Source organism: Halobaculum sp. EA56, from assembly GCF_051195075.1.
In the GTDB taxonomy this organism is placed as follows: domain Archaea; phylum Halobacteriota; class Halobacteria; order Halobacteriales; family Haloferacaceae; genus Halobaculum.
This window is the reverse complement of the sequence record NZ_JBNTJX010000011.1, coordinates 47,460-71,125: the sequence shown is the minus strand read 5'-3', so window position 1 is coordinate 71,125 and position 23,666 is coordinate 47,460. Positions and strand designations below refer to the sequence as shown.

Annotated in this window: 24 protein-coding genes; 4 read left to right on the top strand and 20 right to left on the bottom strand. The window is 61.1% G+C overall.

Annotation, left to right across the window (positions count from 1 at the left end; translation table 11 throughout):
- Window positions 1-55: 55 nt before the first annotated feature.
- From ACQUQ1_RS16420 to ACQUQ1_RS16405, 4 genes are all read right to left on the bottom strand, one after another.
- Window positions 56-436, bottom strand: a complete 381-nt coding sequence (locus ACQUQ1_RS16420) for a hypothetical protein (RefSeq protein ID WP_435065387.1) — start codon at window positions 434-436, stop codon at window positions 56-58.
- A 91-nt stretch (window positions 437-527) separates the two neighbouring features.
- Window positions 528-716, bottom strand: coding sequence for a hypothetical protein (locus tag ACQUQ1_RS16415; RefSeq protein WP_049908471.1), 189 nt, complete (start codon window positions 714-716; stop codon window positions 528-530).
- Between the two features lie 138 nt (window positions 717-854).
- A complete protein-coding gene (locus tag ACQUQ1_RS16410; protein ID WP_435065420.1) occupies window positions 855-1,736 on the bottom strand; it encodes a hypothetical protein in 882 nt (293 codons plus the stop codon).
- 94 nt (window positions 1,737-1,830) lie between these two features.
- On the bottom strand, window positions 1,831-2,757 hold the full coding sequence (locus tag ACQUQ1_RS16405; protein WP_435065386.1) for a transcription initiation factor IIB: 927 nt from the start codon (window positions 2,755-2,757) through the stop codon (window positions 1,831-1,833).
- A 307-nt stretch (window positions 2,758-3,064) separates the two neighbouring features.
- Between ACQUQ1_RS16405 and ACQUQ1_RS16400 the strand changes: the two genes are divergently transcribed.
- Window positions 3,065-3,619: a hypothetical protein gene (locus ACQUQ1_RS16400; RefSeq protein ID WP_435065385.1), complete on the top strand. Its 555-nt coding sequence runs from the start codon at window positions 3,065-3,067 to the stop codon at window positions 3,617-3,619.
- A 98-nt stretch (window positions 3,620-3,717) separates the two neighbouring features.
- Here the strand turns inward: ACQUQ1_RS16400 and ACQUQ1_RS16395 are convergent, their stop codons facing one another.
- From ACQUQ1_RS16395 to ACQUQ1_RS16385, 3 genes are all read right to left on the bottom strand, one after another.
- Window positions 3,718-4,941: a hypothetical protein gene (locus tag ACQUQ1_RS16395; RefSeq protein ID WP_435065384.1), complete on the bottom strand. Its 1,224-nt coding sequence runs from the start codon at window positions 4,939-4,941 to the stop codon at window positions 3,718-3,720.
- A 48-nt stretch (window positions 4,942-4,989) separates the two neighbouring features.
- Window positions 4,990-5,616 (bottom strand): hypothetical protein, encoded by a 627-nt coding sequence (locus ACQUQ1_RS16390; RefSeq protein WP_435065383.1) that lies wholly within the window; start codon window positions 5,614-5,616, stop codon window positions 4,990-4,992.
- 235 nt (window positions 5,617-5,851) lie between these two features.
- The gene (locus tag ACQUQ1_RS16385; RefSeq protein WP_435065382.1) at window positions 5,852-6,718 is read right to left on the bottom strand and encodes a DNA-binding protein; all 867 of its coding nucleotides are present in this window, start codon (window positions 6,716-6,718) and stop codon (window positions 5,852-5,854) included.
- A gap of 772 nt (window positions 6,719-7,490) precedes the next feature.
- Between ACQUQ1_RS16385 and ACQUQ1_RS16380 the strand changes: the two genes are divergently transcribed.
- Both ACQUQ1_RS16380 and ACQUQ1_RS16375 read left to right on the top strand, forming a co-directional pair.
- Window positions 7,491-7,694 carry a hypothetical protein gene (locus tag ACQUQ1_RS16380; RefSeq protein WP_160140710.1) on the top strand — a complete coding sequence of 68 codons (204 nt, stop codon included), beginning with the start codon at window positions 7,491-7,493 and terminating at the stop codon, window positions 7,692-7,694.
- Window positions 7,691-8,473: a winged helix-turn-helix domain-containing protein gene (locus ACQUQ1_RS16375; RefSeq protein ID WP_435065381.1), complete on the top strand. Its 783-nt coding sequence runs from the start codon at window positions 7,691-7,693 to the stop codon at window positions 8,471-8,473. Before ACQUQ1_RS16380 ends, ACQUQ1_RS16375 begins: the two co-directional genes overlap by 4 nt.
- Window positions 8,474-8,537: 64 nt before the next feature.
- On the opposite strand, the gene ACQUQ1_RS16370 is transcribed toward ACQUQ1_RS16375, so the two are convergent.
- The 7 genes from ACQUQ1_RS16370 to ACQUQ1_RS16340 form a co-directional block, all read right to left on the bottom strand.
- Window positions 8,538-9,041 (bottom strand): hypothetical protein, encoded by a 504-nt coding sequence (locus ACQUQ1_RS16370; protein ID WP_435065380.1) that lies wholly within the window; start codon window positions 9,039-9,041, stop codon window positions 8,538-8,540.
- A complete protein-coding gene (locus ACQUQ1_RS16365) occupies window positions 9,038-9,637 on the bottom strand; it encodes a DUF7437 domain-containing protein (RefSeq protein WP_435065379.1) in 600 nt (199 codons plus the stop codon). Before ACQUQ1_RS16365 ends, ACQUQ1_RS16370 begins: the two co-directional genes overlap by 4 nt.
- Window positions 9,638-9,686: 49 nt before the next feature.
- Window positions 9,687-10,022: a DUF7558 family protein gene (locus ACQUQ1_RS16360; protein ID WP_435065378.1), complete on the bottom strand. Its 336-nt coding sequence runs from the start codon at window positions 10,020-10,022 to the stop codon at window positions 9,687-9,689.
- Window positions 10,022-10,312, bottom strand: coding sequence for a hypothetical protein (locus tag ACQUQ1_RS16355; RefSeq protein ID WP_405312245.1), 291 nt, complete (start codon window positions 10,310-10,312; stop codon window positions 10,022-10,024). Before ACQUQ1_RS16355 ends, ACQUQ1_RS16360 begins: the two co-directional genes overlap by 1 nt.
- 73 nt (window positions 10,313-10,385) lie before the next feature.
- Window positions 10,386-10,931, bottom strand: a complete 546-nt coding sequence (locus ACQUQ1_RS16350) for a hypothetical protein (RefSeq protein WP_435065377.1) — start codon at window positions 10,929-10,931, stop codon at window positions 10,386-10,388.
- 183 nt (window positions 10,932-11,114) lie between these two features.
- Window positions 11,115-11,555: a hypothetical protein gene (locus ACQUQ1_RS16345; RefSeq protein WP_435065376.1), complete on the bottom strand. Its 441-nt coding sequence runs from the start codon at window positions 11,553-11,555 to the stop codon at window positions 11,115-11,117.
- A gap of 720 nt (window positions 11,556-12,275) precedes the next feature.
- A complete protein-coding gene (locus ACQUQ1_RS16340) occupies window positions 12,276-12,647 on the bottom strand; it encodes a DUF7522 family protein (protein ID WP_435065375.1) in 372 nt (123 codons plus the stop codon).
- Between the two features lie 258 nt (window positions 12,648-12,905).
- On the opposite strand from ACQUQ1_RS16340, the gene ACQUQ1_RS16335 reads away from it, so the two are divergent.
- Window positions 12,906-13,262 carry a hypothetical protein gene (locus ACQUQ1_RS16335; RefSeq protein ID WP_435065374.1) on the top strand — a complete coding sequence of 119 codons (357 nt, stop codon included), beginning with the start codon at window positions 12,906-12,908 and terminating at the stop codon, window positions 13,260-13,262.
- 175 nt (window positions 13,263-13,437) lie between these two features.
- On the opposite strand, the gene ACQUQ1_RS16330 is transcribed toward ACQUQ1_RS16335, so the two are convergent.
- The 6 genes from ACQUQ1_RS16330 to ACQUQ1_RS16305 all read right to left on the bottom strand — a co-directional run bounded on the left by ACQUQ1_RS16330 (window position 13,438) and on the right by ACQUQ1_RS16305 (window position 23,660).
- Window positions 13,438-13,905: a pyridoxamine 5'-phosphate oxidase family protein gene (locus ACQUQ1_RS16330; protein WP_435065373.1), complete on the bottom strand. Its 468-nt coding sequence runs from the start codon at window positions 13,903-13,905 to the stop codon at window positions 13,438-13,440.
- Between the two features lie 197 nt (window positions 13,906-14,102).
- Window positions 14,103-15,626 (bottom strand): primase-associated protein, encoded by a 1,524-nt coding sequence (locus ACQUQ1_RS16325; RefSeq protein ID WP_435065372.1) that lies wholly within the window; start codon window positions 15,624-15,626, stop codon window positions 14,103-14,105.
- Window positions 15,623-16,507, bottom strand: coding sequence for a DNA primase (locus ACQUQ1_RS16320; RefSeq protein WP_435065371.1), 885 nt, complete (start codon window positions 16,505-16,507; stop codon window positions 15,623-15,625). Before ACQUQ1_RS16320 ends, ACQUQ1_RS16325 begins: the two co-directional genes overlap by 4 nt.
- Complete coding sequence (locus tag ACQUQ1_RS16315) at window positions 16,504-20,328, bottom strand: ATP-binding protein (protein ID WP_435065370.1); 3,825 nt, start codon at window positions 20,326-20,328, stop codon at window positions 16,504-16,506. Before ACQUQ1_RS16315 ends, ACQUQ1_RS16320 begins: the two co-directional genes overlap by 4 nt.
- The gene (locus tag ACQUQ1_RS16310) at window positions 20,321-22,555 is read right to left on the bottom strand and encodes a VirB4 family type IV secretion system protein (protein WP_435065369.1); all 2,235 of its coding nucleotides are present in this window, start codon (window positions 22,553-22,555) and stop codon (window positions 20,321-20,323) included. The genes ACQUQ1_RS16315 and ACQUQ1_RS16310 overlap by 8 nt, the downstream gene beginning before the upstream one ends.
- Window positions 22,539-23,660 carry a hypothetical protein gene (locus ACQUQ1_RS16305; RefSeq protein ID WP_435065368.1) on the bottom strand — a complete coding sequence of 374 codons (1,122 nt, stop codon included), beginning with the start codon at window positions 23,658-23,660 and terminating at the stop codon, window positions 22,539-22,541. Before ACQUQ1_RS16305 ends, ACQUQ1_RS16310 begins: the two co-directional genes overlap by 17 nt.
- Between the last annotated feature and the right edge of the window lie 6 nt (window positions 23,661-23,666).

The window sequence follows — 23,666 nt, the reverse complement described above, 5'->3', positions numbered from 1 at the left end:
TCACGGGGCGACCGCGACTGGATCGCCCCGCACCCCTCCCGGGGGACGAACAACGCTACTCGTCGATCGGGTCGGGGGAACTGAGGTCCGCGTGGAGGACTTCGCCATGGCGAACGACGTACCGCTTGGCCAGGACTGGGAAGCGGCACTTGGTGAACCCCGCCGCCTGGATATCGAGTTCTTCGTCAGTTTCGAGGTGGTCGGCGAGTTCTCGCAGGAATTCGTGGGTCACGATCCCGCCTTCGTAGTCCGGGAGGCCGTTCTCCCGTGTCTCGTACACCTCGAAGTCGTCGTACCCCCAGATGGTGAGCTCTCCGTCTTCGGTCACCTCCCAGTCGAGCGTCCCGAAGCAGTAGCTCTCACAGAGCTCGCGGACTGCCTGTGGATCCGATACGATCGCGCCGGTCGACGTCGTCGCAGCTTGCAGTGTGGCCATATCTGGACTTCACGAGGTCGCCCCCGCACCCCTGTCGGGGGCGATAAACCGACGCGAGAGGTGTCTCCCGAGGCGTGGCCGGCGACGCCAGTTAGGAATCTGCGTGGGCGTCCGCCCCGGCTCCGTCGCCCGGCCGCGTGAGAAGGCTCACTTCCTCCAGGAGGTCTCTCGCGGTCTCGACTCGCTCTCGATCCGCGTCGTCCAATCGGTCGACGTCGAGTCGGTTGAGATTGCTGAGTATACGATGCATCCGGTACCCTTGTTTGAACTCTTGCTCCATCGGAAGCGCCTCACCGCTCGCTGGCGCGGAAAGACCCACCGTCGAGACTGGCGTCGGGCTTTCAGGAGATCGCAGCCTTAACCAACGGACCTCGACAGTTCTCGCAGGCTGTTGGTTAATCGACGCCGAGCACTGGGGCTACTCGAGATTGGGGCCGTAGCGAGCTGAGCCACACACCCGGCACTCCCAGATCGGTTGTCCTGTCCACGCCTCATCCGGGACCGACTCATGCGTTTTGAACCGATGGTCGGTCGCCCGTCCACAGGTTTGACACTCGAGTTCCTGCGTCGTCGGTACCGACGACGCCTGGCGATCAGCCGCAGCTTCGCCAGTAGATTCGGTCAGCGCTATCGCTGGAACCAGCCACACCGCATCGTCGGCGTCGTCGAGGACCGCGTCGAGACGCGACGCGTCGCGGATGCCGTCCCCACGCTGGTCGTAGAGGCGCGTCGGGGCCTGTTCCTGACGCTTCGACGCTTCCTGCCCGTGCCACCCAGCCCGGTCACGGGCGGCACTGAGAAGCCGCTCTCCCTCCTCTGACGCCACCTGTACCGCGTCGGGAAGTGAGGGCCATTGCTCGGCCAGCTGGCGCGCCGGCGCCTCGTCGAGATCGTAGATGAGCGTGTAGTCGTCGACGGCCGGCTCCGCCTCGTTGGCAGAGAGGAGGTTTGCCGCGGCGCCGCCCTTCGCCACGGCGCCGTAGAACGTGGTCGACTCGACGACCAGGTGGACGATGCCGAGGCACGTCGTCGACGCGGCCTCGTCCGTGCGAGTGGCGTCACTCCCGAGATGGTTGCTGAGACAGAACCGGCATTTCGTCTGGCCGTCTGGGACTGACGCCCCACAGGACCGGCACTCGCTATCGGCGGCCGTCGCCACATCAGGGTAGCCACCAGAGCTCGTCGCGACGCGTTGCCGCCGAGGGTCACTTTCACACCCGTCGTCCAGCCTCGTGTCCGGAATGTGGGACGCCTCGCCGGTCGGCCGCAGTTCCTCAAAGTCGGAGTAACGACCGTTCATAGAGTAGTCTACAGAGAACATGGCTCGTCTTCGTGTTTAAATCGTAGCGTGGATCGAACGATATGCAATACAGACGGAGAAACAGTAGGCTGCGTCAGGCGACCTGTTCCTCCAACGTATCCCGGTGTGCCCGGACGGTCGCCTTCGAGGCGTTCGCCACATCCGCGGCCTCGGATTGCGTCAACCATCGCCCCTCTTCGCGACCGGCCTTGTAGAGACAGGCCGCGGCGAACCCGGCCGGATGGACGCCCGTCGTGACGCCGCGCTCCTCGGCCTGTTCCGCGAGGGCTCGGGCCCGCTGTCGGATCTCGTCCGGACACTCGAGGTCCGAGGCGAGGCGCGGCACGAACATGCTGGGGGAGACGGGCTCAGCGGGGAGGCCCAGCTCCTCGTTCAGCGTTTTGTACGCGTTCGTGACTCGTGACTCCGCGACGCGGGCCATCTCGCTGACCTCATCCACCAACCGCGAGCGGCCGTTGCACCGGCAGGCCCCGTAGATGCTGGCCGCGGCGATGGCCTCGATGGATCTGCCACGAAGCAGATCCTCGTTCTGGGCGCTCCGGAAGAGCTGACACGCCTGGTCGCGAACCGAATCGGAGAGCTCGAGGGCACTCGCCAACCGACGCACTTCGCCCAGTCCGTGGGCGAGATTCCGTTCTGCTTTCGACCGCCAGCGCCCACGGGTCTGCTCACGGCGCATCCGTGCGAGTCGCCGTCGCTTCTGCCCGGAGATCTCGTTCCCCTTTGCGTCGGTACCGCGACCGATCTCCGTCGACAGGCCGCGATCGTGGCGAGCTGCAGTGAGTGGGGCACCCGTTCGCTTGCACTCCTCCTCGTCGTACGCCCGCCACTCCGGCCCGTGATCGATACGCTGTTCGTCGATGACCAGGCCACAGTCCTCGCAGACCGTTTCGACCGCGTTCGTGGTGACTCGGCCGTCGCACTCGGGGCATTGGTTCGCACTCGATTCTGTTCGGACGTCTTCGTCGAATCCGCTCTCGTAGATGTCTCTAGTTGCCATCGTTCTCACCGTGTTTCGGGAACTCGCCAGTACAGCGAGCCCCTCACCCATTGAGGGGATGATAGACACCCAACTCTTCACTTCAGTAACGAGGAGTCCCGAAACGTGGCCGGATCTATTTGTGTTGACCGCAGAGTCTCTTTGTCAATTCTCAAATCATCTTTACGCCATCGAGGTTCAACCCTGGTGAGCTAATGTCAGAGATAAGAAATCCATGGACGGATACCCGGTATGTAGCGCTCATAACCCACATTCAATATTTCTGTGCGGAAGAAGATTGAAGTGGACTGTAGTCGAATTTGTCGCTATGCTTGACATACGTGGATTAGTGAAGTGGTCATACGGTTTCGAGCGACGTCACCACATTCTTGTGGGTGCTGCAGGAATCGGCGGGCTCGATCTCTACTTGGCGAACCTCAACGGAAGCGTCCATCCGGTACTCGCTTTCCTCGCCATCCTCTCACCGTTCGCTGCACTAATTGCACTCACAAAGTCGCCCATCGATGAGTTAAAAACTCTGTCAGTTTGGGCGTTCCTCGCACTCTTTGGGGGTGGAGCAATCAAGCTGTTCGTCCATCCCTATATCGCACCAGATATGACGCTCAACCAGTTCACGACAACGAGCCCAGTTGGAATGGTGATTACAGTCGTAACCGCCATTGCCATGGTGACACTGCTTGAAGCAGTGATGGTCTTTGTTGGTAAGAAAATATACTACCGGAAGACCGGTGGTTCCGGTGGCTCCTCGGGTACGCCCGAAGAACGAGTGCTTACCGAGGAAGAGTACGAGGACTTCGAACCAATTGAATACACCAAGAGGATCATCAACCGAGTTACGTCCATCTCTCTCAGCGGATTGTAGCCTCCGGATCTTGACTTCGCTTCAGTAATTGACCTCCGACGCTGCGAAATACAGAACACGTCTGTCGATAGGTTTCTACCTGATTGAGGAAAACGCCGTTAGTCATCGGTCAAAATATCGCGAATACCAGGAGTCATGACGGTAGCTGCGATACCGGAAAGAGTCAAATCTTGGGTGAAGTAGTAGGACAAACCGACCATAAGACCCCCAATTACGGACTGTTGTGCTCCTTTGGACAGACCGTTAAACCAGGCACGAGCTGGCCCAGTCCCCAGGATTGACTGGACCAACATCGCCGGAATCTCGAACGCTAGTTCCGTTGAGAACGCATTGGCATTCGGTGTCGCGGCTTCCATCGTCGCATCAGCAGGCCCTGCCGACGAAATCGTCGATCCCGGTGCCTCCACCTCTGCTGTGGTCGTAGAAGCTTCAACAACACCTTCTCTTCCAGTGCCCGGATGACCTTCTACTCTTCCGGCGACAGCAGCGGCGTTGATTGCTGGCTGAATTGAAGCAAGATCAGCGAGAATAGGCTCTGGAACCTGTATGTCAGCCATCGCATCCGATAACGCCCCCGAGATCGCCGAGTTCACGATGGACTGCTGCAGCTGGAGCTGCTTCGTCATATCTGGCAGACTGGCAGCTACTAATGACGAAACCATACGCTCCTGGCGAGCTATCATCGGCTCCGCGATACTCGCGATCAAACTCGCTTGCTGAGTGGCAATGGGTTCCGTGATACTGGCGAGGATACTCGCCTGACTCGCGGCGAACGGTTCCATGATACTCTCCTGAAACTCCCCGATCCTACTGGCAGCCAATATCGACTCTGTAGGAAACGTGAAGCTATCTGCTATCTGTTCACCGATCTCCGCAAAGTCCACCGCTGGAGGTGGCGTTGATCCCTCTGGAGGTTCGCCTATTGGCTCTTCGTCCACGTTATGCTCTAGGTATACCGCACCCACGTACTCCCGTAGCAGGTCTCCGATAGGTTCCTCCTCGTCATCATCCAGTTCTTCAGTAACGTCCTGCTCAAGCGAGAAGAACGCTCGACCAGGCGTCGACGCTTTCACTGCGACTTCCTCCGGGGGCTCCTCAAAAATCAACCGGTAGACTGTAACAGCCTCCCTGATGCGTTCCTCAGGGCGATTCAGCTCATCAGACACAGCGTCAATATCCTCCAATTTCCGGTAGAGTTCGCCAGCCTCACGGATGGATTCCACCCACTCGAAGGAAACCTGCTCCCGGCGCTCCCTTCGCCGTTCCTCAATCGTCTCCATGAACTCGTCAAAATCAAATTCCTTAGCCTCCTCCTCAGCCATTCTTACAAAGCAGTTAGAAATACGGGACCATCAAGGCCCCGCTGAGATTTAGATATCCGGCTCTGACAACGGGTATGGAAGCTGTTCTAGGAATCCCTCATCAGCGACCACGATCCCACCATAATCTCGAAGCCGGTACTCATCCTGGTAATTCCCCCACGCCTTGATTTGGTATATTTCAGGTTGACCAGTCGTCTGACCGTGGCTCACGAACTCCACGTTCGTCTCCTCGATTTTAGCGGTTAGTGGCCCAAGCCGTTGCGTTACCTCCTGAGATTGAGGCAACGTTTCAGCATACGGCATCACAGTCCATAACGCGTCTTCGTGGTGATCGAGTACTGGAACAATCACGTCCTCCAGTGGTGCAAAATCGGTTAAAATGATCTCGTGCCAATTCGACATCCAGCCCTCCGTATACTCTTCGGGATATAGTGCCTCTTCCGTCCCAGAGTTACCGGATTCAGGAAGAGCGAACTTCACTACGAGGCGATTAGCCTCGTCTGCTACCTTCGACGGAATTTCATATACTGCCCGGCTATTTCCCTTTTCCAAGTACCGGAAATGCTCGTTCAGTGTTTTATGTGCCTGCTCAAAGCCGCCCTGTTCGTGGATTATCTCTGCCACCCTATCGAATAGGCTACGGAACGAGTCGTCGACAATACCTGACGGCTCCATGTTACCGAACGATATCTGCTGCCAGAAAGTAAACCCCGAACACTCGTCTCCTCCCTCCGGATCCGGATCAAGTCTCTTGGATTGCTCACTCTTTCGCAAGGTTTCTGGATTGGATGAAAATCCGGTTCTCGAGGTCGTGGCTGCGCGCGCAGCGAAGCGAGCACGGAGCGGAGGGTGGGGTGGCGGGGTCAGGGTCGGTCCGGCACCCACCAAAAAAGAAGGGCGACGCGCTCGCCTACTCTTCCCACCACCGACCGCGCTCTGGGAATTCGATCCTGCTCCAGCCCGTGATGGCGATGCTGCACCGCCCCTGGTACCAGTTCTTCTTGACGGCCCGGAACCGGACCGTCTCACCTTCACTCACGACCGTCTTCCGAGAGGCCTCCCAGATAGTGAACTTGATCTTCCCGCTATCGTCCTCGATTAACCCGACCTGAGAAATCGACGTGTCACTCGGATCCCAGAGTTGCGTGATTTCACCTTCGACCGTCACTTCACCGACCGGGACGTCCGGCACGTCCGCGATGGGCACGATCGCCCCCGGCGCCGCCTTCAACTCCTCGAGGGTCTCCAGCACCGCCTTCGTGACGTCCCGCCCGCGCTGCACCTTCTCGGCCAGCTGCTTCGCGACGACCGCTCTCGACCAGCCGCCCTGCACTTCGTCGCTGATCCGCATCGCCTGCTCGTTGACCGCCGCGAGTTCCTCTTGCGTCAGCATCTCTCGGGGATCCGTGCGCTCCGCCGGCGCCGGCTCGTCACGACCACACTGCTCGCGAACGACCTCTCGCGTGCGCTGCTCACGACCGTCCTGCGTTCCCAGCTCGGCCTGGGCACTGATGCGCTCCAGTTCGGCTTCCCGCGCCCGAATGCGCTCTTCCTGTTCGAGGGTGACACCGTGAATCCGATCCTGGCTCGTGTCCGCGATCCCGTCCGGGTGGTTTGCATCCACCTTCGCCTGCGTCTCCTGCTCGACCGCCGCCTCGAACTCCGGCGTCTCGTCGACGACTGGGAAGCCGTCTTCATCGACCGCCTGACCGCCCGCTTTCTCGAATGCCTGTTCATCGACCGAAACGACCTTTCCGCTAGCGTTGTTACTGGACATTGGTATCTCTCCAAGGTACCACTGAAGGCGCCCACGCGCCGACACCGCGATGCTCCTACATCGCGGTTTTCCGACGACAACGACCGACAGAATCATCTGCGCGCTCTCGCTCGCGCCTTCGCGAGCGCCCTACCGGGCGCGAGCGAGAGCGCGCCTGCATGAGGTGGCCCCAACCAGCACCGCGCGCCGACCCGCCCGGAGCGAGCGGCCAGCGGAGTAAGCGTGGGGGGTGAGCAGCCACGCCGCGCAACCCCTCGCGCTTACCCGCTGGCGCCGAGGGCACATGCACTTTAGCCCGGAACGGGCGCGGGCGGTGCGGAGAGCGCCCGCACGCCCGGAATGGTCGGTCGCGAGCGACGCGGAGGGCGGCAGCGGCGAGCGGGGCGGGCCGCTACGTACACACCTGTTCAACCGGCTACGTCGCTCGGTGGGCCATCAACAGTCCTGGCGGACTCAGAAAGGGCGAGGCCGTCTCGATCGTCCCCCGACCCCGCAAGCACCGCAGGGACGAGGCGCGCAGCGGCGGTCGCGGGACGTCGAGCGGCCGAGGGCTTTCATCGATGAGTGATGAACCGTCTATTACGCTGCATTCGTGCGATTTGCTCTGGACCAACACGGTGTTTGCAGGGGCAAAATGCCACTTCGTCTATCCCCAGTCCAATCCAGACCGTAAAATCACGAAAACGGTCGATATGACCTTTGTACCCTCGGAATGTACGTGTTACTGAACGATGCGATTAACGTACTCGAATCATAACCGGGTGATGTCCAGATGAGTGACCTGCTTGATGCCGCCGAGGGCGCTATCGCGCTAGTGTGCGGGGGATTCATTTTCCTCCTGTTCGGGAGCGCTCTGGGTACGACGGGGTTGATCGATCTCAGCTTCTGGGGGATTGTCTACGTCCTCGTCGGTATCGTTGTCCTCGTAACGGCCGCTGCAGCTGCAGCCGGTGCCGTCATCTCGGAGGTTGTATGACACTACGCTCACTTCTCGTCGACCTCGTCTCGACGAATGACCGAAAGGAGGTTCCAGATGAGCAGATCCTGAACGTCCTCCGTGAGAACGACCGTATCGCGATGGGAACGCAGGATATCGCCGATGCAGTAGATATGTCTCGACAGGGCGTCGAGAACCGATTAGACGAGCTCGAACTCGAGAATCGAGTCCAGTCACAGAAAATCGGCAGCGTTCTCGTTTGGGATCTGCATCCAGATGAACGGCGAGACGTAGTTCCGCCTGAAATCGACCGCCTTGTTCACACCTTCGACCAAATCCGAGATCAATTTGCGATGACGCGCCGATTGGGAATGTACATTCTCCTCACCGGTTTCGCCATCATCTTCACGAGCTTGAGCACGGCACTCGCTGCAACGCCGGTTGATCCCTTCGCAGAGATGCTCCTCGTGTGGGGATACGGAATCGCTGCAGGTGGGGGTGCAGCGTGGTTCGTCGGAGGTGGAACACAGCTCGCGACGATTGTTACTGAACACGTCGTCTATTGGCGGTTGACTGGAGAATCACTACGTACGTGGAAAGAAGCCGATGCTGCAGCATCCAGCCAACGTGGTCAGATCGATGGTCGCCTCATCGTTGGCCTCTTTGTGCTCGTGCTCATCGGCGGCGCACTCGTTGGTGCTGCAAGTGACCTTCAAGCGGGGTTAGCTACATCTTCTGCGTTTTCGTGGTTCGAAGCGACGGTTGTCGCTGGTCTATTTTTGGTCGCCCTTGTAGCGATGGTACTTGGAATCGAATAAGGGGGAGATGCTGAGCGACCACAAAATCCTCGTAAGATGCGTCTCCTTCCGTCCCTATCCCTTACTACGACGAAACCAGGTCCTCGATGAACCGGAACCCGTTCACGTACGTCACCGAGTCCCCGTAGCCCTCGGTCGCGAGGACGGTTTCGGAGCCTTCGCCGGCCGCGATGTCGGTCGTGTAGATGTAGACCTCGGTTGCCGTTCCCGCACTGAGATACTGGGCAGCCAGGGCGGCGAGGGCGGCGTCGGCACGCTCGACTTCGTCGGCAGGGCGGTCGTCGGCGTTCGCGATATACCGCTGGACGCCATCCATCACCCGCGAGACGACAGGCTCGGAGAACTCCAGCGGCGCTGCAACCGTTGCCCACCCCTCGTCGATTACAGCGTCGATAGGTGGCGCCTCGACATCGGGGTCGTCGACGGTCAGTTCCCCGTACACCCGTTCGGGGAGGACGAAGGTGACGTCGTTCCGGCGAGCGAACCGCCGAACAGCCTTGTACCGGCTGTTCGAGGGTTGTCCCATCGCGACGAACAGGCCGGTGTCGGCGATGTGGAGCGCGCTCACGCGTCGTCAGTGCCGTCGCCGTCGTCGATATCCAACTCGTCGAGTCCTGCCCCAGCCTCCTCGATGTCGTAGTGCTCGTGGACGACAGGCCGGAGTGCCTGGAGGATCATCTCCGCAGCCAGCGGGGAGATGTCGAGGTCCTCCGCCATCAGCCGATGGGTCACTTCCCCACGCTCCCGAGCAACCGCGTAGGTGAGCGCCGTCGCGAGACCGGCGACGCCATGTCGGTCGATGTAGGTGTCGATGTCGGCGTCCGTCTCGCGGCGGCCGACGGCGTCGATGAGCGCCGGCGTGATCGTGTACTCGCGGTCGCCCGCGGCGGTCGTTACAGTCAGGTCGATCTCCTGGGCAGCGTACCGGCGTGGCTGCTCGTCGTCGGTGACGTCGACGACGCCGGCGTCGACGAGCCGGTTGACGTAGCTGTAGGCCGTCCCCTGGGCGAGTTCGAGGTCGTCCATCACGTCCTGGACGGTCGCCTCCCCCTCCCGAGCGAAGTACGCGTACAGCTGGGCGAGCTGTGGCTCCTCGAGGAGGTCCGCGACCGAGAGGAAGTCCTGGACGATGTCGCCGTCGGCGCGGTTTGAGGTGCGTGACACGATTGGTTCCTGATTACAGTTTACAGCGAATCAGTAAAGAGTGTTTGGGTCACTCCGCCGGCGTCGTGACGAGATGCTCCTCGAGGTCGCGCGTCCAGTACGTCGCGAGGCCACCCGGGCTACAGCGGGCGCACAGCTGCAACGGGCCTTCCAGATGCCCGAGTTCGACCCGGAACCGGGTCAGCGCTGCGAGCGTGTCGACGACCAGCCCACAGCCGTCACAGGCGACGTGATCGCGCTCGTCGGGATCCGGCTCCGTCTGAATCGCGCAGTCGACGCAGATTGGGTGGGTGACCCGTTCGTCCTGTCCCCAAGTGTGGGCCTCGCCAGTCTCGGTACCGGGCGGCGCGTCGCAGAATGCACAGCCGACGAGGGTCTGCTGCATCACTCGCCCTCCGTGTCGGCGTCGCGGCCGGTCGTCCAGCCACGATGGAAGACGGCCAGCTGCGTCGTCGAGTCGAACGTGGTGCCGCTCGGCTCGTGAACCAGAACTTGGTCTTCGGGAACCGGAGTGACGACGTCCGCGTCGACGAGGTCGCTGACCAGGCGCTGGGCCGTCGTGTCGTCGATGTCCGCCGTGTCGACGCTGGTGGCGTCGCGGTCCTGGGCGAGCTGTTCCTTCTCGAACCGTTCGTAGTCGCGACTCGTGTCGTCGTGCGGATCGGGACCAGGCATGGTGAGTCACGCAGCGCACGCTGTTGCGCGCTGCACGCCTCCTGGCGCAGATAAACAGTCAGGGCCGACAGTATCAGTCCGGTCGCGGGTCGCGATAGCCGATGACGGCGACGTCGTCGATGAACAGGACGCCCTTCATGAAGTCGAGCTTGGTCAGGCTGTGCTGGTAGAGGTTATGCCGCCCGAGATAGTTCACCGGCACCACCAGACAACCGAACTCGATCTTCGGCCGCCCGTCCTTCTGGGTGCGGTACCCCTTCTGGAACTTGAGAAGGTCGTCGCTGACGTTCTTCCGCTCGCTCTTCTCGACCTCGATGGCGATGCGGGCGTCGGCGTCGTAGAGGTCGACGCTGTAATTAAACCCCTGATGCGACCAGAGCTTGCAGTTCGGGTTATAGCCGCCGGCGGCGTCCCCTTCGTACTCGTACTGCGAGAGCCCGTCGGCGATCGCGGCATCGAACCCACCGACCTCTGTGTGCTTCGTCGAGCCGTCGAAGACGCTTGATGGGACGGCCTCGACGGCTTCCCGAATCGACGCCAACGAATCATCCGGAAACACCTCGGACGAGGTTTGGGTACGGCGCTCGCTCAGTTTGGTGACCTCCTCGACGACGACCATACTCGATCTCGACGAACAGTGCCCCGATAAAACCCGTCGCGACCGCCGTTCGAGTCGCCCCGGCCGCCAGGATACACTCACTCGAGGAGTCGGGCGGAGGGTGGGGGCAAGGGAGTGGATCCACCCCCAGCGTTAACCAACACCGTGTCGGTATCGACCGAGAATGTTGGTTAAGTCTAGCTGCTACGGCGTTCGGAGCTCTCGAACTGGCTTCACCACGAAGGTGTCTGGCTCGCTGGCTGCTCTCTCACCTGACTGGTCCGCCGACGCCGAGGGCGACCGCGTGAGCTTGGTGATGAGCTCGTCGCGAACGGTTCGTCGAGGGACGGTGGTCTCGTGCCAGCCCAGTCGGTCGTCGAAGCGCCGTTTCTGGAACTGCTCGCCGACGTCGTCGCGGGCGACGTACTGCGTCCGCGTCGACCGCCCGACCTGCCGGGAGATGAAGACGGCCCCCACGGTTTCGTGCGTGAGTTCGACGAGGGCACACTCCACAAGGGCGACGACCGACGCGTGATCCCGGTCGGTCGGAACCGCCATCTCGAGGTCCGCCCACGGCGCCTCATCGTCGGGGGTACTTGCTGCGTGATCCGCTGCTCGTTCCCTGCTGCGTTGTTCCGAAGCCATCGTCTATCGGGGGCACGTGATGCGCCCCGCTACCCCCTCGTGGGGGCGATAGACCCCACCGAAACGCACCCCGTCAACCTATGCGATAATTCTGATACTTCCGTCGTTCCGCTACCCCTGTGATGGCCCCTCGGCCTGAGAGAGCCGGCGGCCTTCGCACACTGCATATCGCCTCTTTCTTTGGACGAAAACCGCGATATGCAAGCCGAAATAACGGACTCAAATTGCAGAAGAACCTCGTCGGGCCGATTTGAGAGCGTAGAAAGTACCTCGACGAATTCCGGGATGATACATTAACCTCAAAAATTGCTCGACGACGTGGTAACGAAGGTGATTTCGGACGTATCTGGATACCCGGGAACCGCTGTTTCTCCTGTTGTATATCTCTCGAGGTTCTTCGGCTCGGCACCTCGAATCGTGAAATACCCCCTATTCATTCGACTCCGCCCGTGTTAGACGCTGAAAATTGCTCGACGGAAGTTTTGAAGAACTTGATTCTAGTCCACAGTATAATTTTCGACATACTGAGAGGAGTGGATCTGCTGAAACCTACCACCCTTTCACAACCGGCCTGCTGAATATAGCGGATAGATACAGAAGCTACCGATGTTTGCTTCGCATCTTTGATGGAAAATTGACCGTTAACTCGGAGTACTCACTTAAAGGCCATATCGCTAGACCGCCTCGAAAACTATGGTCTAAGAGATGATAACACGCATACTAATAAGGGAGGTAATCGCGGCATGAGTCGATGAAGGTGAGGAAATCAGCCCCAACATCATGTTCCATAGAAATAACGACACCCTTGTTGTCTCCCTGAAGGTGGAGAACAATCGCCTCATTGAATACTTGGAGTGAAGCAGTTTCATTTGAGAACTCCAGTTCCCGCTCAATCGCCTGAGTCTCCACATTCCGACTCCGGAACACGTCCGTGACACGGCGTCCGTAGTCCGCTCCGTGAGCAGCTTCGACATCGGACCGCAGAAACACAGTCTCGTACTCATCATCGTCGTAGGCCAGAACACCACGAAGCGACTCGCCCATTCGGTCTTCCAAGTACTCTAAGAGGTTGGCCTCAGCGGTTGTATCCATACGTACAACTATCAGGCCGGAGATATAGTAATTAGGCCCACACTGCGTCAATAAGAGCGGCAAATCCGTAGCCGAATCGACCACCTGTACAAGTCGTTTCACAGTAAAAATCCCGACTCTAAGCGAGACGGGCTGGGAAGAATCGCCGATACAATTTTGCTCTCTCACTGAGAAGTTGGCCGACGTACCATGGTTGGGATAGAGATCGACTCGGTCCGGCCACACGTGTTTTTGTATCCGTTAGGCGTCTGGGTGGTGATGGCAGTCGTCGCTGTCATTAACGGCGGGGTCCGAGAAACTTTCCTCATCCCACGCGTCGGCGAATACACCGGCCATGTGCTGAGCACAGGGCTGCTGGTCGCCGCGATACTTCTCATCTCGTTCGCCTACTTTTCGTGGACACCCATCGACTACGCACAGGCCGAACTCGCCCTAATCGGAGTGCTCTGGACGGTACTCACGGTCGGGTTCGAGTTCCTCGTCGGATACGTCGAAGAAACACCCGTTTCAGTTACGCTCGGCCAGTACAACGTGCTGGCAGGCCAAGTCTGGATTGCAGTCCCTGCCACGCTGCTTGTTTCACCATTGCTGTTCGGCTGGTATCTCTCCACCTAACTCACGACATATAGTCGAAGAACCTACCACTATTGCTACCGTTTCACCTATACTTACCGAAGCTACTCAGACTATATAAACAGGTTCTCACTAACTGGATTCGACGTGAAACAACTGATTAGTATGTGGGCCTATGGATTAGTTTGCAGTCCCGAACGTGGAGGTGAGGATTGGCTTAGTCTTCGAGTTTGTTTTTCGTGACGGTGGGGGATTGGCGACCAGTCATTTCCGCAATATCGAGTTCGTGCCAGACAACAGTGAGTTCGGACAGCGACTCATCAAAGACGGTCAGAGACGTGACTGAGGCATATTCAGCGAAAATACTCGCTGCATCGACAGCCTCAATGGAGTCATCGGGGATGGGCGACAGCTCACCGGTGATGATAACGCTTCTCCAGTCATCAATGTCGTTCCATTCGTAGGCGACCAGATTCACGCGATTGGACTCCGTTAAGGCTGCTTCTTTCTTACTGTCGGCGTCTGATACCAGCTGGAAGATGCAGCGATTGTCAACCACGTCGTAGCCGAACGAAATCGGTAACCCGTAGGGTTCCTCGCCGCCGAACGACAGGACACCGTGGCCTTGCCGTGTCAGAAACTCAGCGACCTCCGTATCGGTCATCTCAACCCCGTACTCCTGCATATGTCGGGGTAGTGATTACGTCTATGTAGACTCTTGGATTGTCTCACTCCCATCTGAACGACTAATGGCCTACTACGAGCAGTTACTCGTCTGTACGTAGCGATTCAATGCGATGGCCGATCCGATTTCTCTCTATTTACCAGAATCGCCAAAGCAATCACTCTCTAGGGTTCCACAGATTCGGGGGAGTCTATGATTCAGAATTGCTCAGAAGGCCCAGCTGATTCCTCGTCAACTTGCTCGTACATCTCATCCGGGAACGGCAGACTGCCCCAGATCGAGTAGGGACACTGGTCCTGGCCGATACAGTAGCGCTGCAGATCATCGTTATCGCAGTTCATCGGCAACGGGGTGTCGCCGTCGATCGTATTCGAGAATTCGTAGCGAACCTGGTACTCGGTCTCCTGCTCGTCGTACCACGGCCACCGGGAGAAGACGTCCTTGAGGTCCGCGACGATCTCGTCGAGGCTGCTGTTTTGGTACTGCGGGAGCCACATCACCATCCGCGCGAAGTTGTAGAGGTCCTTCCGGACGGGCTTCTTCTCGTGTAGCCGCTCCTCCATATTCGCCATACAGGGAAGTTCGAAGAGGTCCTCGATCTCCCGGACCTCGATCTGTTCGGCGCCGGTTCCGGCTCGCCCGATTCGGTAAGTATTGACGCGCCCGTCGCGATCGATCGTGACGGCCGAGTGTGACTCGTGGTCGGCCAGCGTCTTCGCGAGACTGCTCGGACTCGATATCCAGTCCGTTACAGAGGATTCCCACTCGTCCTCAGCCTCATACGCCTCAACCGCTCGATAGAGCTCCTTCGCCGTGTGGAACTCACCCTTTTGCGCCACGTCATCGGGCGCATCACTAAGAGCCCGCCGGAGGACGCGGATCGTCCGTTCCCCACGGTCCCAGTTCCGCCAGATGCGCTCGTGATGGCCGGTCTCGAGGAAGCGGTCGATCCGTTCCGTGATCGCCGACTCGTTCGTGGTCAGCCACGATAGCTGGTCGTCGGAGAGCCCGTCTTCTTGCACCCGCAGGAGCTTCTTGAACGCCCGCTCAGCGTAGTTCCGATACTTGCTGTCGAAATCACCGACCGGGACGTACAGCTTGTTGTCTTTCACTCGCGTCAGTATCTCCCCACTATCCTCACTCCCCGTCGACGCCTCGTCCTCCCGAACAAGGCATTTGCGTGACGCCGCCGCCATCGGGATTTCGAGGTACAGGCCCTCCCCGAACTCCGGCATCTCCGTGATGCCCGTACAGACTCGACCCGGATGCGGGCCATCCTCACCGGGCTCCTTGCTGTACAGCACGTCGGCGATGTCCTGCTGAAGCGACCCATCGCCGTGGGCGCGGATGAGGGAGGCGAGATTGTTGACGTACAGCTCCCGGATGTCGTAGAGCACCTGGATGTTCCGGGGCGACGCGTGCTCGAACTTCGGGTGCTCTTTCACACAGATCGCACTCAACGTGGCGAGCACGGCGAGCGTCCCCGGCTCGTCGACGAACGGCTCTTCGGCGGCGTCGGCACGAACCTGCTCTTTGAACGCCGCCGTCCCGAACCGCTCGACGTCGTTCACGAGGTCCTCGGGTTGGTCCTCGCCGTCGACGACGTATCGGTTGTAGCCACGCGTAAACAGCTGGTTGATGCGGGTCTCACCGTACTCCAGCGGGAGTGCCGTAACCCGATACGCCATGTCCTCGTCGTCGGTGGGCGTACTCGGACTCATTCGTCGATCACCTCGGGTGTCGCCGACCGAACGTCGAACGCCGGGCTCTCGATTGGTTGAACGATGCTACAGACGTCGGCGTGCAGCGAGTAGGGCAGGCGAGCGACACGCCGGCGGTCGGCCGTCACGACGGGGTCGATCGGGATGTCGTACGTCTCGAGAAGGAGGTCGTTCAACACCTCGCGACTCTGCTCGTCGTATCGGTGCGCCGGGTCGGTATCCAGCAGGTAGACGTGGACTCCCTGCCCGCTGTAGACGACCATCGTCTCCTCGGCGTCGAAATCGTCCTCGAAGATGTCGCGCACCTCGAACCCGTATTCGATGGCGCGGTCGACGTCTTCGAAGGCGTACGGATACCCCTCGGGAGCGGCGTCAAGGATTCCGGCGGCGTCGAGGAGCGCATCGTCGTCCTGATCATCGACGGCCGCCGACACCATCTCGTCCGCTCGGTCTCGGGCGATCTCTTTGGCGTCGATGTCGACGAGGAGGACCCAGGGTCGTTCCCAGTGATCCAGCGCGTAGTAGACGGCGTCGGGCCGTGGATCCGGCTTCTCCAGCACCTCCGGATCAGCAAGCGCGAATTTGCTCCGCCCCAGCGGGTCGTTGCGAGCTGGGTGTCGAATGAACTCGACGACGTCCTCGAAGTCGTTGAACTCGGGCGTTGTTCGGTCCCCCGACGCATCTGTTTGCCACGTATCCCGCCGGATGAAGTCCTTGGCCGGCACCTCGTCTTTGCGAACCGGGTGGGACTCTCGGAAGGCGATGGCGTACTGTTTCGGGCCGGTCGCCGTGATGAATTCCGGCAGGTCGTCCAGATAGCGGGGGAACTCCTCGGCGTAGTAGGCGTAGATCTCCTCGCGGGTCGCCTGTCGCCAGGTCATTGGTTGAGTTCTTGATCGAGATTTTTGAAGCCCCGAACGGTGGTCAGGCCCGCAGCATCGAGGTCGTCGATGGCGTCTCTGATGGTCGCGAACGACCGTGCCGCCCGCCCGCTGACCCGCTCGTCGATCCGATCCGCGTCGGCAAGGCTCTCCAATACGTCGAGCGCCGTCTCGCGATTGTTGAAGGCCCAGATCGCGTCGGCGTCCACCGCGCTGAGTTTGTCGTAATCCTCGACCGGGGCGTGCCGGTTGTTACTTGCGAGCTCTGCTTCGCCGGCCCAGACGAGATCGCCGTCCTCGTCGATGCCGGCCACGTCCAGAACGGTGCCGTCGTCGGTTTCGTAGTACGGTTCCACGCGAACCACGTCGTCCCGCTGCTGGAGCCAGAGCTCGAGGAGCCGGACGCCAACCTTGTGTGGCGTTTTCTCGCCGAGATCGCCCGCTCCTGGTCCCGCCTTCAATTCTCTCCCGAGGAGGTCTCGACCGTCCGGGAGGACGGTGTAGTACTTGCGCCCCGCCGCGGAGTCCGCTTCCAGGAGGTCCTGCTCCGTGAGCCGCTCCACATGGAGGTCGTCGTATTCGTCCCGAAGCTGGCTCATCCTGTCCAGTAGCGTGTACTCGTCGTCCTCTCGGTTCATCACGTCAAGGACCCGATTCAGGAACCGGACGTCGTCTCGGCTGAGCCCGCGTTGTCGGAGTTCGTCATCGGGGACGGGCACGCTGCTTTCCTGGACGGGCGTTGCCCCGTTCTCCGCCTCCGCTGTTTGGTCACCAGTCGAATCCTCGTCTGTCTCGGTGGCCTGCCCGAACAGGGGGCTCATCGCTGCCTCGTCTCCCTCTGGGTCGTTGTCCGTCTCGGACTGGGTGGTCGACGTCGACGCGTCCTCGGTCGTCGATTCGCTGATGAACGCGGATTGCGTCGGGTCGGTCGCTGCATCGCCGTCGGCAGCCGAGCCCGTCGTCTCGGTCCCCGAACTCCCCCAACCAGACTCTCCCGGAGCAGTGTCCGACTCAGTCGGCTCTGTCAGCCCGTACTGGGCCTGTGTCCGTTCGAACATCCGTGGCCGGGACACGGACTCGAAATGGTCTTCCTGAGGCTCTGTGAGCGGTTGGTCGCTTTCTGGATGCCCCGCCGCAATCGGGAGCGGCTTCAGCGAAAACGGTGGCGGCCCAGTCTCACCGAACGACGGACTGGGGAGCTGTGCGATCCACTCGCCACTTGGGAGCGTGTTGATTCGGTTGCGGAGTTCGGTCGGGCTGAGGTCCTCGTGGGCAAGCGACTCCGCGAGGTCGCGCTCGATCGAGATGTTGCCGATGAGCTTCGTCTTGATGTTGTTCAGCACTTCATCGTAGGCCCGCTCGTTCCGATTCCGCACCTGTTCGGGGAACTGCATCACGAGTCCTATACTCAGGCCGAACGACCGGCCCTGCGGCAGTAGCTGCTCGGAGACCAGCTTCGTCGACGCGACCGGCGCCGCCTCCTCGATGATGAGGTTCGTGAGCTTCTCGTAGTCGGTCTGGCCGTCGCGCCGGCGCACCTGGACGGCGTCCCAGAGATTGCTCAACAGCAGGAGTGTGATCGCTCGCTGTGCCTCCGGCCGCAGGTCGCCGAGGTCGAAGATGATGGTGGCGTCTTCATCGAGGAACTCGCGGAAGTCGAAGCGGTTGTCGACGTACTCGCCGGCGTCGTTCTGCTCGGGGACGTGGCTGAAGATCCGTCGGAGATGCGCGTCCTCTTTGAGCTTGTCGAGGCGGTTCCCGACGGCGTCCATCGACACCTGGAACTGGTGGTTGTCCTTCGCGAAGTGACGCGTCAGCGACTCCTCGATGTTCTGGTTATCTGCTGAGACCGGGGGAATCGTCTGGTCGCGCTGCATCCGGAGCGCGGCGGCGAAGAGGTCGTCCAGCCCGAACACGTCGCTCCCGTACTCCTCGTCGAACAGCGCCTTGATCAGGTAGCTGAGGATCTCGTTCGCGACGAACGCCTGGCCGTACTGTTCGCGACCCATAATCATCCGGAGGATGTCGTGGAAGTGGTCAACCTTGTCTTGAATCGCGTCCTCGCGGTTCCGACCCGCTTCGAGCGCAGGGCGGATGTCGAAGAACGAGAACGCGGGGATGGTCTCCGGGACGCGGAAGTGGTAGACGTCGTCGAGGCCCCCAAATCGTTCGTAGTGGCAGCGCAGGTAGTTCTCACACATCCCGTCGCCCTTCGGGTCGACGAGGACGACGGGGCCACCCGTCGACTCGCGAAGCGAGAGGGCGTCGTTGATGATGGCCTTCGACTTCCCGCCACCAGTCGAGGCGAACCGCCCGTAATGCGTAGGCAACAGATCTGGCGGAATCCGGATCGGGTCGGGTCGTGGCTCGCCGTTCTCGTCGAGTGCGTAGCCGATAGCCATCCCGTCTTGGAACTGCTGGATCAGATCCGGATTCGGCCACGGGAGCGGATTCCGACTCTGCTGTTCGGCCCTCGTTCCCCGCGTCCCTTCGACGGTCAACTGTTCGGAGGAGGGGACGAGGACGAAGTTCGCGAGCTCCGTCCCGCTGAGGACCAGCTCGGGGCGGGTCTTCCCTCGTCCCGTCGTCAACTCGCGATTGAGGAGGCGCTGGAGAGCGGCCCGTGCCTTCTTCTCCTTCGTTTTCTCACGGAAGCCGCTGTCCCGGAGGCGTTGCCCCTCGACCTCGTAGAACGGACCATCAAGCGGGTCGAACACGGGGAGGAGCGAGTCCATCCGGCCATCGAGATCGTCGCGGGTGTCGTCGGTGGGGACGCCGACGGCCCGGATGTTGACCGTGAACGACCGTTTGGCGTTCTTCGCGTCGATGTACTCGATCCGCTTCTCGACGGCCTCGCTGAGCTGCCGGTCGTCCTGGTCGCTCCGTTGCTCCTCGACTTCGAGTAGCGACCCGACGACTTCCTGGAAGAACGTATCCCTGCCGTCGACGAGGTCCTCTTTCCGCACCTCCGCGTCGGACTGCCAGCTGGCACGCCGTTGGAAGACGACTTGGAACGCGGTCGGCGCTGTCGCCTCCATCAGGTGGTCGATCAGCGACGCCAGCGCCGCGCCGGGTTCGTCGACGGACGAGAGGTCGCCGTCAGTTTCCTCTGCTGTGAACGGCGTCAGCGAGGTCATCCAGTCCTGCTTCCGTGACGCGGAGCCACACCACCGGACACCGAGCGGCGAGACAGCATCCTGTGCCGGGCGAGCCAGAATCGTTCCCGCCGGTGTCATCGTCGGCTTCTCGATGGCCCGTCGCTCTTCCTCGTCGTCTGGAAGTGCATCGGGCGGCGCTAGTTCGAGGGCTGAGTCGCCGACAGTCACGTGATGATCGGGGACGCTCGTGGCTGCCGTACCGCCGTCGACAACGGGGTCCGCTTCGGCTGGCTCGGAGTCCCCTGATTCCTCGTCGACGATGTCGTACTGTTCTGCCGGGCCAAACTCGTACTGCAGCCGCCCGGCCTCGTAGTGGTCGACGAATTCCTGCGGTGTGAACTCGACTGGCTGAATGAGCCGAGCGGCGACGTCGACGTCGACGCGCTCGATGTCGAACGTGCTTGGATAGATGGAGCGGAGGCGCTTCTCAAGCGTATCGAGGTGCGCATCGGCCCCGTAGAAGAACTCTACCGGGTCGTCCGGGCCATCACTGATTGCGAGGAACTCGAATCGGGGTGGTGTCTCACTGTGGAGTGGGTTCAGCTTCGCCCCGAGGCCCGACGAGCCGGGCGTGGTCAGCTTGTGGAGACTGTCGAGGACGCGGGAGATGCTCTCCGGGTTCAGTCGCTCGGATGTCGGTGTGACGCGCAGGTACTCAGCCATCGTTGATCCCTTCCGTTGACCCGCCGTCTGGCTCAGCTTCGACGGCGTCTGATTCCTCGTTCAGTTCGCTCGTTTCGTTCGTTCCGTTCGTTGCTCGGTGTTCGAGCTCTTCCTGGAACTCCTCCATCTCGGTATCGACGGCGTCGTCGCCGGCGCCGGGCAGCGAGGACCGAATTTGGGAAGTCGGATCGAAGTCGATGACCTGTTTCTCCTTGGGCATCGCTTTGACCTGAATGCCGCGCCACTCGCCGTCGACGCCTACCAACGCCTCGGAGAAGCCGGCGTCCTCGTTGCCCGGCACGGCATCTTGGACGAACCGCATCTGCGCGTAGTTCAACCCGAACTCGTCGGCCCACTCTTCGTCCATCCCGTCGAGACGGTGGAACTGCTTGACCGCACACTGATCCAGAATCGCCTCGGATTCAGCGTGCTCGAAGAACTCGTCGACCGTCTGCGTGACCAGCCGGATCGAGAGGTCGTGATGCCGGTGGTGGCGGAACACCGTCTCGAGGAACGCCAGGCTCGCGGCGTCCTGCATGATGTAGCGTGCCTCGTCGATGTAGAACACGACCTCTTTCTCCGAGACTTTCGCCCGCTCGTACACCAGCGAGATGAGCAACTGCATCGTCAGCGCCGTGCTGCTGTCGACGCTGCCCTCCTGCTGAGCGAGGTCGAGGTAGATGACCTTCTCGTCGCGAATGTCGAAGTCAGATTCCTGGCCGAGGTTGGCGTGCCGCCCGTCGTCCTCGAAGGGGCGGAGCTGGTCGAGGAGCCACGTCGCGTCCTCCTTGATCTTCCCCGCCTCCTCGTCGGACCGGACGACGAACTCCTCGGGGTCGTCAACCATCTCCTCGAAGACGTCCATCATATCCTGAATCGTCGGGCTCGGGTTGCCATGCGTGGAGATGTCGTCGGTGATGCCGTTGCGCTTGTACGCCCGCTTGAGCCCGAGTTCGAGCGTCGTCCGGCGGTCGCCCAGCGAGATGCCGCGGAGCGCGAAGAAGTTGGTCAGGAAGCTCATCGCGTCGTCGAGCTTCTCGTTGAACGGACTCGCGTCCTCGCCCATCGCCCGCTGGACGTGCTCGGGCGTCTCGCGGATCTCCAAGGGGTTCAGCCCGAGCGTCCCGCCGACCGTGATGCGTTTGGCGTCAAGCGCTTCGGCGACCCCCGCCCAGTTGTTCAGCGGCTCGAGGATGATGCCGATCCGGTCCTTGCTCTGCTCGATGGAGCGGATGAAGTTCTGCTTCGAACTGAACGACTTCCCCGACCCCGTGTCGCCGACGGTGAACATCGCGTAGCCGTTGTCCCGCGCGAACGGGTCGATGACGACCGGACTCTGGTTGTCCTTGTGAATCCCGAACTCGACGCCACCCTCCTCGAGGATCGTCGCGTTGTGCGGCGAGGACAGCAAGGCGCCGACGGCGCCGCCGAGCGCAATCGATGTCCGGCCGAATTCGTTGTCGCCGATGGGCGCGGCGGACTGGAGGGCGAGATCCTGCCGACAGATCGCTGTCTTCGGCGTGAGGTTCGCCGGGTCGTCGCGGAGTGCGCTCTTGACCTTCTGGACGGCGTCGCGGAGGTCCTCCTTCTCGTCGGCTCTGACCGTGATGTACATCCCCTGGTCGAAGACGTTCGCGCCGTTCTCGACGGCCTTGTACGTCGCTGCGGCCTCGTTGGCACGTTCCTGCAGGTAGGCACTCCGGACGCTCTGTTCGAGGTCAGCGTCCACCTGGAGGTCGTCAGCGATATCCTGCAGTTCGTTCCGGGCCCGCTCCTGGTTCTTCGGCGTAATGTGGGCTGTCAGATCGAACTGCACGTCCGTCATCTCGAAGAGCTCGGAGAGGTAGCCGTCGTTGGGGTAGTCCGGGTAGTCAGCGATGTACAGCGTCGTCGTCCACTGCTCGCCGACCCGTGCCGCGCGCGTCTCCCACTCGATTGCTGCCGGCGCTGTCACCGTCTTGTGTGACTCGGCAATATCGTCGAGGAGCTGGCGTTCGGCCGCGCCCTGTTCGATGGTCTCCTCGTCGAGCAGATCCGAGAACTCGACCTCTTCCTCGTCGTCTTCGGTGTACCAGTCCCAGAGGAGTTTTCCGCCGATACCGACCAGTACCGCGAGCAGGATGTAGAGGGCCGCCCCTTCAGCTGAGGTCGGATTCATGAGCCACTCTGTGAGCTGGCCGACGGCTCCGCTGCCCGTCTGGAGGACGAGGTTACGCATCGTGGGCATCCTCCCGGCGCGAGTGGCCGATGATGGGTTGTTCGCGAACGACGCGCTCGGCTTCGTCGTACTCGTGTTCGCGGCCGTTCCAGAAGTCCATATTCAACACGAAGAGTTCGACCGTGCTGAGCCGCCGAGCGGACCACCCTGAGGCCTGCTGGATGAACTCCGACCGCACGTCGTTGACTCGGCTGTCGAGCTTCTCGAACATCTGTGCGCGGCGCTCGACGTCGGTGAGGTCCTCGCGGCGGGTTACGAACGGGTTGAACAGGAACCCGATGACGGGGAACTGCGTCAGCTTCTCGGCCGGTGTCCCCTCGTCTCGGAAGCGGTCATAGACCTCCAGCGGGGTAACTTGGACGCCGATGTAGTACCGCATCTGCTGGATTCCACGGTCGCGCATCTCTTTCGGCCGCGTCTCTCGATACTCCTCGAGGAGTTCCCGGAAGATGGGGTTCTCTTTGACGTCCTCGTCGTTCAGGCGGTCTTCGATGTTCTCCGTAATCTGTTCGACTGGGAACGAGCGGGTCGTCGCGTGGAGTTTGAGCTTTGAGTCCAGTTCCTTATTGGCGAACTCCTCGCCGGCGTCCTGGAGCTGTGCCCAGTCGTCGGACATCGCGAAGTCCATGTTGCCGGGGTCGACCTCGATGAACGCCTCCATCGTGCCGTCGGCGCGTTGGATTGCGCCTGCCCCCGGCCACGCCCGTTCGATGTTCGTGAGGTCCTGCGTCCGCTCGTCGGGCTTGAACGGCGTGTAGTTCGCGAGCCCGCCCTCGTTACGCTCTGTCTCGTTGGTACTACTGTCGGCTTCCTCCGGGGCGCTGAACGTGATCTGGGGGCGCTTGATGTAGCGATAGACATCTTTCGTCCACGTCCACGCGTTGAGGTGGTCGGGCGAGACGTAGACGATCGCGACGCCGAACCCGAACCCACCGGCGACGAACGGCAGGGCGAGTGATTCGATGCCGGTGAGGCCGGCGATAAACAGGCCGACGATCGGGAAGGCGATGAGGACGCCGACGTCGCCTTCCTCGATGTTGAGGTAGGGGATGCGACTCTCCTCACCGAACTGGTCCATGATGCGCCGTGCGGCTGCGTCTTGGTCGATGGACATGGATTG

What these genes read in the sequence shown, in the direction of transcription:
- ACQUQ1_RS16420 (WP_435065387.1), bottom strand. Translation starts at nt 436, where the DNA reads ATGGCCACACTGCAAGCTGCGACGACGTCGACCGGCGCGATCGTATCG.
- ACQUQ1_RS16415 (WP_049908471.1), bottom strand. Translation starts at nt 716, where the DNA reads ATGGAGCAAGAGTTCAAACAAGGGTACCGGATGCATCGTATACTCAGC.
- ACQUQ1_RS16410 (WP_435065420.1), bottom strand. Translation starts at nt 1,736, where the DNA reads ATGAACGGTCGTTACTCCGACTTTGAGGAACTGCGGCCGACCGGCGAG.
- ACQUQ1_RS16405 (WP_435065386.1), bottom strand. Translation starts at nt 2,757, where the DNA reads ATGGCAACTAGAGACATCTACGAGAGCGGATTCGACGAAGACGTCCGA.
- ACQUQ1_RS16400 (WP_435065385.1), top strand. Translation starts at nt 3,065, where the DNA reads ATGCTTGACATACGTGGATTAGTGAAGTGGTCATACGGTTTCGAGCGA.
- ACQUQ1_RS16395 (WP_435065384.1), bottom strand. Translation starts at nt 4,941, where the DNA reads ATGGCTGAGGAGGAGGCTAAGGAATTTGATTTTGACGAGTTCATGGAG.
- ACQUQ1_RS16390 (WP_435065383.1), bottom strand. Translation starts at nt 5,616, where the DNA reads ATGGAGCCGTCAGGTATTGTCGACGACTCGTTCCGTAGCCTATTCGAT.
- ACQUQ1_RS16385 (WP_435065382.1), bottom strand. Translation starts at nt 6,718, where the DNA reads ATGTCCAGTAACAACGCTAGCGGAAAGGTCGTTTCGGTCGATGAACAG.
- ACQUQ1_RS16380 (WP_160140710.1), top strand. Translation starts at nt 7,491, where the DNA reads ATGAGTGACCTGCTTGATGCCGCCGAGGGCGCTATCGCGCTAGTGTGC.
- ACQUQ1_RS16375 (WP_435065381.1), top strand. Translation starts at nt 7,691, where the DNA reads ATGACACTACGCTCACTTCTCGTCGACCTCGTCTCGACGAATGACCGA.
- ACQUQ1_RS16360 (WP_435065378.1), bottom strand. Translation starts at nt 10,022, where the DNA reads ATGCAGCAGACCCTCGTCGGCTGTGCATTCTGCGACGCGCCGCCCGGT.
- ACQUQ1_RS16355 (WP_405312245.1), bottom strand. Translation starts at nt 10,312, where the DNA reads ATGCCTGGTCCCGATCCGCACGACGACACGAGTCGCGACTACGAACGG.
- ACQUQ1_RS16350 (WP_435065377.1), bottom strand. Translation starts at nt 10,931, where the DNA reads ATGGTCGTCGTCGAGGAGGTCACCAAACTGAGCGAGCGCCGTACCCAA.
- ACQUQ1_RS16345 (WP_435065376.1), bottom strand. Translation starts at nt 11,555, where the DNA reads ATGGCTTCGGAACAACGCAGCAGGGAACGAGCAGCGGATCACGCAGCA.
- ACQUQ1_RS16340 (WP_435065375.1), bottom strand. Translation starts at nt 12,647, where the DNA reads ATGGATACAACCGCTGAGGCCAACCTCTTAGAGTACTTGGAAGACCGA.
- ACQUQ1_RS16335 (WP_435065374.1), top strand. Translation starts at nt 12,906, where the DNA reads ATGGCAGTCGTCGCTGTCATTAACGGCGGGGTCCGAGAAACTTTCCTC.
- ACQUQ1_RS16330 (WP_435065373.1), bottom strand. Translation starts at nt 13,905, where the DNA reads ATGCAGGAGTACGGGGTTGAGATGACCGATACGGAGGTCGCTGAGTTT.
- ACQUQ1_RS16325 (WP_435065372.1), bottom strand. Translation starts at nt 15,626, where the DNA reads ATGAGTCCGAGTACGCCCACCGACGACGAGGACATGGCGTATCGGGTT.
- ACQUQ1_RS16320 (WP_435065371.1), bottom strand. Translation starts at nt 16,507, where the DNA reads ATGACCTGGCGACAGGCGACCCGCGAGGAGATCTACGCCTACTACGCC.
- ACQUQ1_RS16315 (WP_435065370.1), bottom strand. Translation starts at nt 20,328, where the DNA reads ATGGCTGAGTACCTGCGCGTCACACCGACATCCGAGCGACTGAACCCG.
- ACQUQ1_RS16310 (WP_435065369.1), bottom strand. Translation starts at nt 22,555, where the DNA reads ATGCCCACGATGCGTAACCTCGTCCTCCAGACGGGCAGCGGAGCCGTC.
- ACQUQ1_RS16305 (WP_435065368.1), bottom strand. Translation starts at nt 23,660, where the DNA reads ATGTCCATCGACCAAGACGCAGCCGCACGGCGCATCATGGACCAGTTC.